The sequence below is a fragment of the Paraburkholderia unamae genome (assembly GCF_003096875.1).
Lineage (GTDB): Bacteria > Pseudomonadota > Gammaproteobacteria > Burkholderiales > Burkholderiaceae > Paraburkholderia > Paraburkholderia unamae.
This window is the reverse complement of the sequence record NZ_QEOB01000019.1, coordinates 168,228-180,003: the sequence shown is the minus strand read 5'-3', so window position 1 is coordinate 180,003 and position 11,776 is coordinate 168,228. Positions and strand designations below refer to the sequence as shown.

The window sequence follows — 11,776 nt, the reverse complement described above, 5'->3', positions numbered from 1 at the left end:
CAGTCGCTCACTCAAAGCTGACAGGTTCTGAATAAATTCAAAAACCTGACTTACTTTAGTGTGAGACTCTTGATACTTTCGCTACTCCCGACTTCGCTCCGAAGAACAAGGTCAGGCCGCATCACCGCATCAAGCGCCCACACTTATCGGCTGTAAATTTTTAAAGATCGATCGCGAAGTTGCCGTTAGAACTGCTTGACTACCGGCTTCTTTCTGCGTTGCTGCGTCAGCAGCAGAGAAATGAGATTATGAAGACTACCGGGCGATCTGTCAACAGGTTTTTTTACTTCGCTTAACCTGCCGCTTAACTTCGAACCGCCCGCAGACCCAGTCGCCACAAGGCTTTCGCCTGGGCTTCCCGTCTCCCCCGCGCCTTCATCGAAAGCGCGAAAGACCGGAATTCTAGTCACGCAAGTGACATCTTGCAAGCGGTTTTTTGACGCGCTAGCAAACGGGCAAATGAAAGGCAAGTGAGAGGCAAGTGCGCCGCCACAAGCGCACTATATAGCAGTCGTCATACCCCCTCCGGCCAGCGCCTGGCGGCCGGATCGCAGCCGCGTTCCGGCATCGCGCCCGCGCCCATCCGACGCGCCCCTGCTCCCCAATCCGATGGCGCGCACGGAACCGACTAGAATATGGGGTTCTCTGCCCCCCAACTCACAGATTTATGCGCTCGCGAATCGCCAAACGCCTCCCTCCTGACGCCGACAAGCTCGTCGGCCTGTCGCTCGCCCTGTTCGCCTCGGGCAGCCGCACCGAAGACCGCTTCTGGGAGGCCAAGCTCGACACGCTGCTCGCGAAAGTCGTGCGCAACGGCAATCAGACTACGCTCGACGCCGCGCTCGATCATTTGCAGCAGAACCACCCAGACGCGTACGGCGCGCTCGCCGATATGGCCGAAACGCACAGCGAATCGTTCATCGTCGAACACGAAGGCGCGCAATATGAGGCACTGCTCGTCGCCGCGCCGGTGCTCGCCTGGACGCGCTACGTGATTCCTTCGGGTCCGCTGAAGGTCGACGCGTCCGACGCCCTGCGCACGCACCTCCAGGCCCATGTGCTCGCAAGCGGCACGCGCGTGGCGATGGCGCCTTATCTCTATAGCATCGACCAGTTGCCGCGCCACCATGTCGAGACCTGGCGGCTCGCGCAGCAACTCTCGCAAGCGGCGCTAAGCGGCGGCCCGGCGAAGATCAGTCAGGGCGAGTTGCCCGAAACGTCGCCGATCCTCGCCGATCCGCGCTTCCTGCTTGCCGTGGTTGCCGCGCCGGTCGGCGCCCCGCTCTTTCGCTGGCAGGAAGAAGAAGGCGGCTCGCGCATCGAGCGCGGCCAGTGCCTCGAGCAGTGGGCGACCCAGGGCGGCGCGAACCTTGCCGTCGTCATGCCCGGCTGCGAGTTCGAATGCCTGCTCCCGGACGCTTATTACTCCGCCTGCCGCGACGCGGACGAACGCGTGCGCCCGCACACCATCCGCACCGCCGTGCGCTACCTGCTCGACACGATCGGCGCCGGCGCCCAGGACCTGCGCGCCGTGGTCGCGGGTTTCGGCGAACGCCGCATCGACGAATACCGCATCGGCTTCACGAAGCGCGGCAGCAATGACGTGCTGTACGGCGTGGTCTGGCCGCTCTATGGCCGCGAGAACGGCGACGCCGACATCGACGAGGAACCGACCGAGGAAAACGTGAGCAGCGGTCCGCTCGAAGAGATCGTTGCGCTGCTGAAGGAATCGGGCATCACCGACATCCGTCGCCACGCGGGCCGTTTCGAGCCGGAATATTGCGATGACTGCGGCGTGCCGCTGTATGCGGATCCACTAGGCGAGATCGTCCACGCCGAGATGCCGGAAGATGCTGAGCCCGTACAGCCACACTTCCACTAAGACAACTCCAGAATTCCTACCCGGTCCCGCCTGTGTGCGGGACTTTTTTTTGCCCTATGTCTTATGCCTTTTGGACAGGCCGCCAGCGCGCAACCTTTTTGCCATCATGGTGCTGTTGGTCTGGTTCACCGCCATATAGAAGCGGTGCGCGGTGCACAACATTTCGAGAGGCTGTCAACGAGAGGAGGGCATACCCATGCGGTTCGTTGTACTCAATCCGGACGCCGAACGGCGCGAAGGGCTCAAGGCGCTGTTAAGACAAATCGATCGTCGCGCACGCTTCAATGACGCGCCGGACTGGCGCAGCGCCGAGCGCGCAATGCAACGCTTCACGCCCAACCTCATTGCGATCGACTGGCACGACGGCATACGTGCAGGTGAGTTGCGCCACTTCGTTGCGCGGCATCGCAGCCTGCCCGTTGCGGTGCTGATCGATGGCACGGAAACACCCGTTACCGTGCGGGCGCTCATCGACGAAGGCGCGCGCGGCATCATCCGCCGCACCACGGATTCCATTCTGATCGTGAAGTTTCTGGAGCTCATCCTGCTCGGCGGCGACCATTTGCCCGCCGATGTGCTCGGCCCGTACGCGCCGTGGCCGCTGCCACCGCGGCGCAACGCCAAGAGTGCCGCGCAAGCCCGCAAGCTGCGGCCGAAGGTCCATCTCTCGCCGCGCCAGGAGCAGATCCTCCGCTGTGTCCATATGGGCAACACGAACAAGATGATCGCGCGAGCGCTAGGCATCAGCGAGGGCACGGTGAAAGTCCATCTAACAAGCATCTTTCAGCAACTCGGTGCGCCCAATCGCGCGGCGGCGGTGGCGATCTATAACGGCTTGCTTGCGAACCAGCTACAGGTGCTGCGCGCCCAGGCCGAGCGAGCGCCCAAACCGAAGCACGGCGAGCACGGCCCGGTGCCCTTGCGCACACGCGAGGCCCTGACGTTCCGCTATCCGTTGCTGGCAGGCGACAGTGTGGAGCCGCTGCCCATCGCCGCGGAGCCGGACGCACCCTACGGCGACCCGGCGCCGGCGCAGCAGGTGGTGCTGGAACAGCCTGGCGAGGCCGCTGAAAGCCCCGCGGAGGAAACGCCATTGCCCGCTCGCACACACGGTTTGCCTTCCAACGAGTAATATGAAGCACATGGGGTTCCTATTTACACCGCTTCCGCTCTGGGCCGCTATCGGTGCATGGATTGTCACCGTGGGCCTGCTCGCGTTCGCGCTATGGAAGAACCCCTTCAAGCGTCTTCAGGACGCAACGCTCCAGCACGTGTGGCTTGCGATCGTCGTCGCGATCTCCGTGCTGTGGGCGAGCAACGCGTGGCTCGAAGACGGCACCGTGCTGCACCTGCTCGGGGCCACGCTCGTGGTCACGCTATTCGACTGGGGGCTCGCGCTCGTCGCCATGGGCGCCGTCGTCGGGCTCGCGGCGCTGGTCTTCGACGCTACATGGGAAGGGGTCGCCCTGACCTTCCTGGTATTCGGCGCCTTTCCGGTCTTGATTTCGGCCTTGCTGCAACGCGCCTTCACGGCGTGGCTGCCGCGCAACCTCTTCATGTTCATCGTGGGCCAGGGTTTCGTGTCGCCCGCTATCGCCGTTTCTGCCGCCGCCTATCTGGCGCTCGGCACCCATGTCGCGCTCAACAGCGGCTCGGCGCTCACTGTGCCGGCGGGCTATGCATTCAGCGTATTTTTGCTCGCGTCCGGCGAAGCCTGGTTCACCGGCATGGCAACGGCATTGATCGCCGTCTATCGGCCCGCGTGGGTCACCACGTATGACGTACGCCGCTATCGCCTGGGCGGCCCGCGCACCTGAGCGTCGCCTGAAATAGCACCCGGATCGATCTCCCCGCTCGCGCGCCAGCCCAAGGCGCCGGGCGCGACGACAGGTCGCGATCGGGCCGCTGCCGTACGCGCGGCGCGGCGTCTGCTCCAAACACTTGTGTCAGACGCGCGAAAATAATTGTTTCCAGATTGAACTCATCCCCATCGCGCGGCATCTTACCTGGCCTGACGTCACACCCCTCTTCCGTAAGAAGCAGATGGACTGCAACCATGCATCCCGCCGGCTGCTGATCGTAGCCGGCCAACTGGCCGCGTGCGCCGCGAGCCTTATGCTCATCGCCGCGCCCGCCGCCCAAGCCGATCAACTCGATCGGCACAACGATCTCGTCACCCAGTTCGTCACCCAGATGCACGCCGATCCGCTCGTCGCGGATTGCGCGGCGCACGGCGACTTCGTCGCGAACACCTCCGCGGCGCTCGATCACGTCGAGTTCCCGCCCAGTTCATTCGACACTGCGCACGCGAGCGTGACGCCGTGGAACGACTCGTTCGATGAAGGCAAGCAGCGCGTGAAAGTCGACACGATCGTGACCGTCGACGGTATCGGTATTCCGAAGGAAAGCGGCAACTCGCCCTACGACCTGAAGTTTCGCTGTGGCTATGTGGGCCAGCAGATGCTCGCATTCAGCTGGAACGATCCGGTGCCGCCGGCGCGCGCGCACAGCGAGCGCAGCACGGCCTCGACCGGCACCGCTCATGTGAAGGGCAAGCATTCGACGAAGAAGGCCACCGGCAAGGGTTCGAAGAAGGCGACGTCGAGCAAGTCGAGCCACAAGTCGTCGAGCAGCGGCGCAAAGCCGGCCAGCAAATCCACGACGAAGAAAACCGCTTCGAAGAAGAAGTCCACGACGGCTCACTGAAGCCGCGAGAGAATCTGAAACAAAAAGGGGGAAGCGGCCAGACCGCTTCCCCTTTCTTCATGCGGGCGTGACTTGCGTCACCTACCCGCGTCACCTACCCGCGCGCATCAGGCGAACGTTTCGACGTGATGCAGGATGGCTTGCAGCATGGCGGCGCCAAGAGCGGCGCTGCGTTCGCCGTTCCAGCCGACCCGCTCGTCAGGCAGATTGGCGTTGTCCTTGAACGGCATCTCGAGCGTGAGCGAGAGGCAACCATAACGATGGCCGATGTACTTCGAAGCGAGCTTGAGCGCGTCTTCGCGATAACGGCTCGCCTCGTAGCCATGCTTGTCCTGAAAGTCGGGACTCGCCACCTTGAATGCCTCGATGAACGCCTTCTGCTCGACGCGCTGCTGGTCGGTAAAGCCCGGCAGCATCTCGGAGCCCGCGACGAACACATAAGGCAGCGTCTCATCGCCGTGAATGTCGAAGAAGAGATCGCAACCCGTAGCCTCGATCGCGTCCCGCACGGCCAGCACTTCGGGGCTGCGCTGCGCGTCCGGCTCCATCCATTCGCGGTTCAGGTTCGCGCCCACGGCATTGGTGCGCAGATTGCCGAGCACGCTGCCGTCCGGATTCATGTTGGGCACGATATGGAACACGGCGCGGTCGTAGAGCTTGCGCGCGACCGGATCGCCCGCCCAGTCGCCCCAGCCCGCCAGGCGCTTGACGAGGCCTTCCACGAACCACTCAGCCATGCTCTCGCCCGGATGCTGGCGCGCGATGATCCAGACCGTTTTCTTGGGCTTGCCGTCGGGCGCGGTGTCGCCGGGCATGCCGAGCGAAAGCAGCGACATCGGCCGGCCTTGCACGCTCTGGCCCAGTTCGGTGAGCGCCGCTTGCGGCAGCTGTTGCAGCGCACCGAGGAACTCCGCGTGACGCTCCTCGCTGTACGGCTCGAAGTACGCGTAATAGATGCTGTCGAAGTCGGGCGTGTGGTCGATCACGAACTGCTTGCCGTCGTACGTGGTCGGCACGCGGAACCAGTTCACGCGGTCGTAGCTCGCCACGGCCTGGTAGTCGCGCCAGCCTTCGGCAAACGCGCAGGCCGAGGCATTCTCGAACGTCATCACGCACCGCTCGCCGCGCACGCCCGACAAACGGAAATAGAACCACTGCGCGAATTCCGACTGGTTGTCCGCCCGCACGCGCAAGCGGATATCGTCAGCGCGTTCGCACGACAGAACCTCGATCGCGCCCGCATCGAACTGGCTGGAGATGGCAATCGTCATGGTAGTTTCCTTCCCGCTGGCCGGGTCACGTATCGTGTAGATCGGGTCGATCGGGTCAATCACTCGGCGATGCGCCGACGAAATACATAGGTCGAATCATTCGATGCGTCCGCATCGAATGCGTAGCCTTCCACATCGAACGCCTTGAGCGCCTCGGGCTCGGCGATGCGGTTCTCCACCGCATAACGCGCCATCAACCCGCGCGCGCGCTTCGCGTGGAAGCTGATGATCTTGTACCGGCCGCCCTTCCAGTCCTCGAACACGGGCGTGATGACAGGCGCCGCGAGTTGCTTCGGCTTCACGGCCTTGAAGTATTCGTTCGATGCGCAGTTCACGAGCACGCGCGCGCCGCTGGCCGCTTTCGCGTGGTTGTGCTCGATCTGCGCGTTGAGCGCGTGCGTGATGCGCTCGCCCCAGAAAGCATAGAGATCCTTGCCGCGCGCGTTTTCGAAACGCGTGCCCATTTCCAGGCGATAAGGCTGGAGCAGATCGAGCGGACGCAGCAGACCGTAGAGCCCGGAGAGCACGCGCACGTGCTGCTGCGCATAGTCGAGATCGGCCAGCGAGAGCGATTTCGCATCCAGGCCTTCGTAGACGTCGCCGTTGAACGCCAGCACGGCCTGCTTCGCATTGACCTGGCTGAACTGCTTCGACCAGTCGGCATAGCGCTGGAAGTTCAGACGCGCGAGCGGGTCGGAGATGCTCATGAGCGAGCCGATCTGCTGCGGCGAGAGGCGGCGCAGGCCGGCAATGAGTTCGGCCGCGTCGTCGACGAAATCGGGGATGGTGTGGGTTTCGATGTGCGCCGGCGTGTCATAGTCGAGCGATTTGGCCGGCGACAGAACGATTATCATAGAGGCTTGCAGGCACGAGCGTGCCGATGTTCAAAGGCGAAAGCCCGATTGTAGCGAATTCACGAATGACCGGCCTCACGCCCCCAACCTCAGCCCCCCTCTCTTGCGCCGCCGCCGCGGCGCTTCCCGTGGTACTCGACTCGAACGTCTGGCTCGATATTCTCGTGTTCGACGATCCGCACACGCGCCCGATTCGCGCGGCACTCGAGCGCGGCGCGCTCCGGGCGCTGATCGACGCACGCTGCCAGGCCGAACTGGCCCACGTGCTCGACTACCCGCAATTCGCCGGACGCGGCGTCGAGAAGGCGGACGCCCTCGCCGCGCTGGCCGCGCTCGTGGAGCCGGTCGAATTGCCCGAGTTGCCCGCCGACGTGCGGCCCCTGCCGCAATGCCGCGACCGCGACGACCAGAAGTTTCTCGAACTCACGCGCGCAAGCGGCGCGCAGTGGCTCGTCTCGAAAGATCGCGCGGTGCTCAAGCTTGCGCGGCGCGTGGCGCGCGACTTCGGCTTTCGCATCGCGACACCCGACGTGTTTGTCGCCGAATGCGTGCCAGGCGCCACGGTAGCGGCGCAGGCCTAATAGCCTGATAAAGCGAGCGCGCCCGCCCTGCGCCCCGCAGCCGCGCCGATTTGCCTACAATCAACCTTTCCCGTTCCCACGTCCCTTGACCGCCCGCGACATGAACGCACCGCATCCCACGCAGAATTCGCAGGACACCCTGCTCACGCCCTCTTTTCCGTCGCGTCTGCCCAATGTCGGCACGACGATCTTCACCGTGATGAGCGCGCTCGCCGCCGAAAAGGGCGCGGTGAACCTGGGCCAGGGCTTTCCCGACTTCGATTGCGACACGCGCATCGTCGACGCGGTCGCGCAAGCCATGCGCGAGGGCCACAACCAGTACCCGCCGATGGCGGGCGTCGGCGCGCTGCGCGAGGCGATCGCGGACAAGATCGAGCAGGTGTACGGCCGCCGCTACGACGCCAACAGCGAGATCACCGTAACGGCGGGCGCCACGCAGGCCCTGCTCACGGTGATTCTCGCGACCGTGCACGCAGGCGACGAAGTGATCGTGGTCGAACCGACCTACGACAGCTATCTGCCGTCGATCGAGCTGGCAGGCGGCAAGCCCGTGTTCGTGACGCTCGAAGCGCCCGACTACGCGATTCCGTTCGACCGCCTCGCCGCGGCCATCACGCCGAAAACGCGCCTCATCCTCATCAACACGCCCCACAATCCGACGGGCACGGTGTGGCGCGCCGAGGACATGAAAAAGCTCGAAGATATCGTGCGCGGCACCAACGTGCTGATCCTCTCGGACGAGGTGTACGAGCACATGGTCTACGACGGCCAGCCGCACGAGAGCGTGGCGCGCTACCCCGAACTGGCCGCGCGCAGCTTCATCGTGTCGAGCTTCGGCAAGACCTATCACGTGACCGGCTGGAAGGTGGGCTACGTGGCCGCGCCCGCGCCGCTCACGGCGGAATTCCGCAAGGTGCACCAGTTCAACGTGTTCACCGTGAACACGCCGATGCAGTACGGCCTCGCGCAATACCTGCGCGATCCGAAACCGTATCTGGAACTGCCCGCGTTCTATCAGAAAAAGCGCGACTTCTTCCGCGCCGGTCTCGCCAACACACGCTTCAAGCTGCTGCCGTGCACCGGCACCTACTTCCAGTGCGTGGACTACTCGGCGATCAGCGATCTGCCCGAGGCGGAATTCTCGAAGTGGCTCACGACGGAAATCGGCGTGGCCGCCATTCCTGTGTCGGCGTTCTATCACGAGCCGCACGAATCGGGCGTCGTGCGCTTTTGCTTCGCCAAGCAGGAGAGCACGCTCGCGACCGCGCTCGAGCGGCTCGCCCGGCTCTGACGCCCTTGTGCGCGCGATGAATCCGCGAACGGCAAAGCGTTCCCGATCATCGCGCGCAGTCTCGCCGCGCTTACGCGCTCGCTTCGATGTACGCCTTGCGGTCGGCGTTGACGCGCTGCGCCGTTGCCCGCTCGCCGATCAGCTTGATATACGTCTTCCAGTCGATGCCCGCATCGGCGAGGAAGTCACTGCCATAGACCGCCTGCGTCGCGCGGCCCACGAGCGGCAGGCTCACGAACGCCGCCGCATCCACCACGCCGAACTGCTCGCCCGCCACGTAAGGCGCGAACTTCGCGAGCCGCTTGAAGCTCGCCACATAGCGGCGCAGACGCTTCTCCATCGCGGCCTTGACCTCGTCGCTCGCCTTCCCGCCGAAGAACGCCTCGCCGTAAAGCTCACGCGCGTTGAGTTCGAGGTGCGTCTCGATGAACGTGATGAGTTCGCGCTCTTTCGCCGCCTGCCACGGGTCCGCCACGAAAATGCGCTTGTCCGGAAAGCGCGCCGCCAGATACTCGACGATCACTTCCGACTCGCACAGAAAACCCTGTTCGGTTTCGATAAACGGCACCTTGCCGCCCGGCGACTGCGCGAGCAGCGCCTCGTCGAGCGGCAGTTTCGTTGTCACCTCCTCGAACGGAATGTCATGCTCGAGCAACAGGAGCTTGACCTTGTTGTAGTAGTTCGAGAGCGCGAAACCATGCAGCTTGATCATCCTCATTGCCTCCTTGAAAGCGGCGCTACGCGTGGCGGCGCCGCCGAACCATTTTCATAAAATTGTACGACCGTGCTATTCTAGGCCAATCATGGAGCCAGGCTTCCAATGACTTCACATCATTTCAACATTGAGACAATCGGCATCGTCGGCACCGGCGCAATGGGCCGCGGCATCGCCCAGATCGCCGCGCAGGCGGGCCTTGCGGTGCGCCTCTACGATACGAACCCCCAGGCCATCGCCGCCGCGCGCGACTATCTCGCCGACACCTTCGCGAAACTCGCGGCAAAAGGCAAGCTCGACGAGCCCGCCGCCAAGGCCGCGCTCGATTGCGTGAGCGGCGCGCATACGCTCGACGAACTCGCGGGCTGCGATCTCGTGATCGAGGCGATCGTCGAGAACCTCGAAGCGAAGCGCACACTCTTTCGCGAACTCGAAACCGTGGTGAGTGAGCGTTGCGTGCTCGCCTCGAACACCTCCTCATTGTCGATCACCGCCATCGCCGCCGCTTGCAGCGACCCGGCCCGCGTCGTGGGTTATCACTTCTTCAACCCCGTGCCGCTCATGAAGGTGGTCGAAGTGATCGACGGCCTGCGCAGCGACCCCGCCGCCGGCGACGCGCTGATGGCGCTCGCGCGCCGTATGGGCCACACGCCGGTGCGCGCAAAGGACATGCCGGGCTTCATCGTCAATCACGCGGGCCGCGGCATGAACACCGAAGGCCTGCGCGTGGCCGGTGAAGGCGTGGCGAGCTTCGTCGAGATCGACCGCATCATGCGCGAGCAGGCGGGCTTCCGGCTCGGGCCGTTCGAACTGCTCGACCTGACCGCGCTCGACGTCTCGCATCCGGTGATGGAGTCGATCTATCACCAGTTCTATGAGGAGCCGCGCTTCACACCCTCGCCTATTACCGGCGTGCGGCTTGCGGGCGGACTCGTCGGCCGCAAGACAGGCGAAGGCTTCTATCGCTATGTCGACGGCAAGCAGCAGGCGCCCGACGAACCGGCCGCGCCCACCGTCCTGCCCGCGCGCGTGTGGGTGAGCCGCCGCCACGCCGCCGCGCGTGACGCCGTGATCGCGCTCGCCGCGCAAGCGGGTGTGCCCGTGGACGATGCCGAGACGCCCGCCGCCGACGCGCTGATCGTGATCGCGCCGCTCGGCCTCGACGCCACGACCGCCGCGCTCGACGAGCAACTCGACGCGCGCCGCGTCGTCGCCATCGACGCGCTGTTCCCGCTCGACACCGCGAAGCGCCGCACGCTGATGACGACGCCCGCCACCACGCGCGCCTCGCGCGACGCCGGCCACGCGCTCTTCGCCGCCGACGGCGTGCCCGTCACGGTGATCCGCGATTCGACAGGCTTCGTCGCGCAGCGCATCGTCGCGACCATCGTCAACATCGGCTGCGATATCGCGCAAAAGCAGATCGCCACGCCGTGCGATATCGACCTCGCGGTCACGCTCGGCCTGGGCTACCCGCGCGGCCCGCTCGCGCTCGGCGACGCGCTGGGTGCGAGCACGATCCTCACGATCCTGCGCAATATCCACACCGTGCTCGGCGATCCGCGCTATCGCCCTTCGCCATGGCTCGCACGCCGCGCGCAGCTCGGCCTTTCGCTGACGCGCGCAGAAGCATCCGAAGCAACCGACATCAACGCATCGAACGAGGCACCGCAATGAGCGCCGAACTCCGCAGCACCCGCCCGCAAGGTCACGAATCGACACTCGTTCTTACGCTGTCGAACCCGGGCGCGCGCAACGCGCTGCACCCCGACATGTACGCCGCCGCTATCGAGGCCTTCGACGCCGCCGAGCGCGATTCGTCGCTGCGCGCGATCGTCCTCACCGGCGCGGACAACTTCTTCTGCGCGGGCGGCAATCTGAACCGCCTGCTGGAAAACCGCGCGAAGGATCCGTCTGTGCAGGCCGCCAGCATCGACATGCTGGCCGCGTGGGTCACGGCCATGCGCCAGTCGAGCAAGCCGATCATCGCAGCCGTGGAAGGCGCGGCCGCCGGCGCGGGCTTTTCGCTCGCGCTCGCCGCCGACCTGCTCGTCGCCGCCGACGACGCGAAGTTCGTGATGGCCTATTCGCGCGTGGGCCTCACGCCCGACGGCGGCGGCTCGTGGTTTCTCGCCCGCTCGCTGCCACGCTCGCTCGCGTTCGAACTGATGGTCGAAGGCAAGCCGATTGGCGCGGCGCGTCTCGCCGAGCTCGGTGTCGTGAACCGGCTCGCGAAGCCGCAGACGGCGCTCGACACGGCGCTCGCCTGGGCCGACGAGCTCGCGAAGATTTCGCCCAACTCGGTGGCGCGCATCAAGGGCCTCACGAACGGGGCGGACACGCAGCCGCTCGAAACGCAGCTCGCCTCCGAACGTGACAGCTTCGTCGCGTCGCTGCACCACCGCGACGGCCTCGAAGGCATTTCGGCGTTCCTCGAGAAACGCGCCCCCGTCTACAAGTAAAACGCGAGACCGAC

General features: G+C 64.9%; 11 protein-coding genes. 8 read left to right on the top strand and 3 right to left on the bottom strand.

Translation table 11 applies throughout. The features are described from left to right. Positions 1 to 667: 667 nt before the first annotated feature. From C7402_RS33455 to C7402_RS33440, 4 genes are all read left to right on the top strand, one after another. Entirely contained in the window at positions 668 to 1,882 is a 1,215-nt protein-coding gene (locus tag C7402_RS33455; RefSeq protein WP_116613677.1) for a DUF2863 family protein, read from the top strand. 196 nt (positions 1,883 to 2,078) lie between these two features. Beyond that, the gene (locus tag C7402_RS33450; RefSeq protein ID WP_116613676.1) at positions 2,079 to 3,014 is read left to right on the top strand and encodes a helix-turn-helix transcriptional regulator; all 936 of its coding nucleotides are present in this window, start codon (positions 2,079 to 2,081) and stop codon (positions 3,012 to 3,014) included. Positions 3,015 to 3,024: 10 nt separating this feature from the next. After that, entirely contained in the window at positions 3,025 to 3,699 is a 675-nt protein-coding gene (locus C7402_RS33445; RefSeq protein ID WP_112174365.1) for an energy-coupling factor ABC transporter permease, read from the top strand. Positions 3,700 to 3,925: 226 nt separating this feature from the next. Further along, positions 3,926 to 4,588, top strand: coding sequence for a BspC domain-containing protein (locus C7402_RS33440; protein WP_116613675.1), 663 nt, complete (start codon positions 3,926 to 3,928; stop codon positions 4,586 to 4,588). 107 nt (positions 4,589 to 4,695) lie between these two features. On the opposite strand, the gene C7402_RS33435 is transcribed toward C7402_RS33440, so the two are convergent. Both C7402_RS33435 and yaaA read right to left on the bottom strand, forming a co-directional pair. Then, complete coding sequence (locus tag C7402_RS33435) at positions 4,696 to 5,859, bottom strand: M14 family metallopeptidase (protein ID WP_112174239.1); 1,164 nt, start codon at positions 5,857 to 5,859, stop codon at positions 4,696 to 4,698. A gap of 59 nt (positions 5,860 to 5,918) precedes the next feature. After that, positions 5,919 to 6,713, bottom strand: coding sequence for a peroxide stress protein YaaA (gene yaaA, locus C7402_RS33430; RefSeq protein ID WP_112174240.1), 795 nt, complete (start codon positions 6,711 to 6,713; stop codon positions 5,919 to 5,921). 65 nt (positions 6,714 to 6,778) lie between these two features. On the opposite strand from yaaA, the gene C7402_RS33425 reads away from it, so the two are divergent. Together C7402_RS33425 and C7402_RS33420 are read left to right on the top strand one after the other, a co-directional pair. Beyond that, entirely contained in the window at positions 6,779 to 7,294 is a 516-nt protein-coding gene (locus C7402_RS33425; protein ID WP_112174366.1) for a putative toxin-antitoxin system toxin component, PIN family, read from the top strand. Positions 7,295 to 7,394: 100 nt separating this feature from the next. Further along, positions 7,395 to 8,585 carry a pyridoxal phosphate-dependent aminotransferase gene (locus tag C7402_RS33420; RefSeq protein ID WP_112174241.1) on the top strand — a complete coding sequence of 397 codons (1,191 nt, stop codon included), beginning with the start codon at positions 7,395 to 7,397 and terminating at the stop codon, positions 8,583 to 8,585. Positions 8,586 to 8,655: 70 nt separating this feature from the next. Here the strand turns inward: C7402_RS33420 and C7402_RS33415 are convergent, their stop codons facing one another. Further along, positions 8,656 to 9,297 carry a glutathione S-transferase family protein gene (locus tag C7402_RS33415; protein ID WP_116613674.1) on the bottom strand — a complete coding sequence of 214 codons (642 nt, stop codon included), beginning with the start codon at positions 9,295 to 9,297 and terminating at the stop codon, positions 8,656 to 8,658. A gap of 108 nt (positions 9,298 to 9,405) precedes the next feature. Here C7402_RS33415 and C7402_RS33410 point away from each other — a divergent pair, with 108 nt between their 5' ends. Both C7402_RS33410 and C7402_RS33405 read left to right on the top strand, forming a co-directional pair. Then, complete coding sequence (locus C7402_RS33410; protein ID WP_116613673.1) at positions 9,406 to 10,977, top strand: 3-hydroxyacyl-CoA dehydrogenase; 1,572 nt, start codon at positions 9,406 to 9,408, stop codon at positions 10,975 to 10,977. Next, a complete protein-coding gene (locus C7402_RS33405) occupies positions 10,974 to 11,762 on the top strand; it encodes an oxepin-CoA hydrolase, alternative type (RefSeq protein WP_116613672.1) in 789 nt (262 codons plus the stop codon). The genes C7402_RS33410 and C7402_RS33405 overlap by 4 nt, the downstream gene beginning before the upstream one ends. Positions 11,763 to 11,776 lie beyond the last annotated feature (14 nt).

What these genes read in the sequence shown, in the direction of transcription:
- C7402_RS33455 (WP_116613677.1), top strand. Translation starts at nt 668, where the DNA reads ATGCGCTCGCGAATCGCCAAACGCCTCCCTCCTGACGCCGACAAGCTC.
- C7402_RS33450 (WP_116613676.1), top strand. Translation starts at nt 2,079, where the DNA reads ATGCGGTTCGTTGTACTCAATCCGGACGCCGAACGGCGCGAAGGGCTC.
- C7402_RS33445 (WP_112174365.1), top strand. Translation starts at nt 3,025, where the DNA reads ATGGGGTTCCTATTTACACCGCTTCCGCTCTGGGCCGCTATCGGTGCA.
- C7402_RS33440 (WP_116613675.1), top strand. Translation starts at nt 3,926, where the DNA reads ATGGACTGCAACCATGCATCCCGCCGGCTGCTGATCGTAGCCGGCCAA.
- C7402_RS33435 (WP_112174239.1), bottom strand. Translation starts at nt 5,859, where the DNA reads ATGACGATTGCCATCTCCAGCCAGTTCGATGCGGGCGCGATCGAGGTT.
- yaaA (WP_112174240.1), bottom strand. Translation starts at nt 6,713, where the DNA reads ATGATAATCGTTCTGTCGCCGGCCAAATCGCTCGACTATGACACGCCG.
- C7402_RS33425 (WP_112174366.1), top strand. Translation starts at nt 6,779, where the DNA reads ATGACCGGCCTCACGCCCCCAACCTCAGCCCCCCTCTCTTGCGCCGCC.
- C7402_RS33420 (WP_112174241.1), top strand. Translation starts at nt 7,395, where the DNA reads ATGAACGCACCGCATCCCACGCAGAATTCGCAGGACACCCTGCTCACG.
- C7402_RS33415 (WP_116613674.1), bottom strand. Translation starts at nt 9,297, where the DNA reads ATGATCAAGCTGCATGGTTTCGCGCTCTCGAACTACTACAACAAGGTC.
- C7402_RS33410 (WP_116613673.1), top strand. Translation starts at nt 9,406, where the DNA reads ATGACTTCACATCATTTCAACATTGAGACAATCGGCATCGTCGGCACC.
- C7402_RS33405 (WP_116613672.1), top strand. Translation starts at nt 10,974, where the DNA reads ATGAGCGCCGAACTCCGCAGCACCCGCCCGCAAGGTCACGAATCGACA.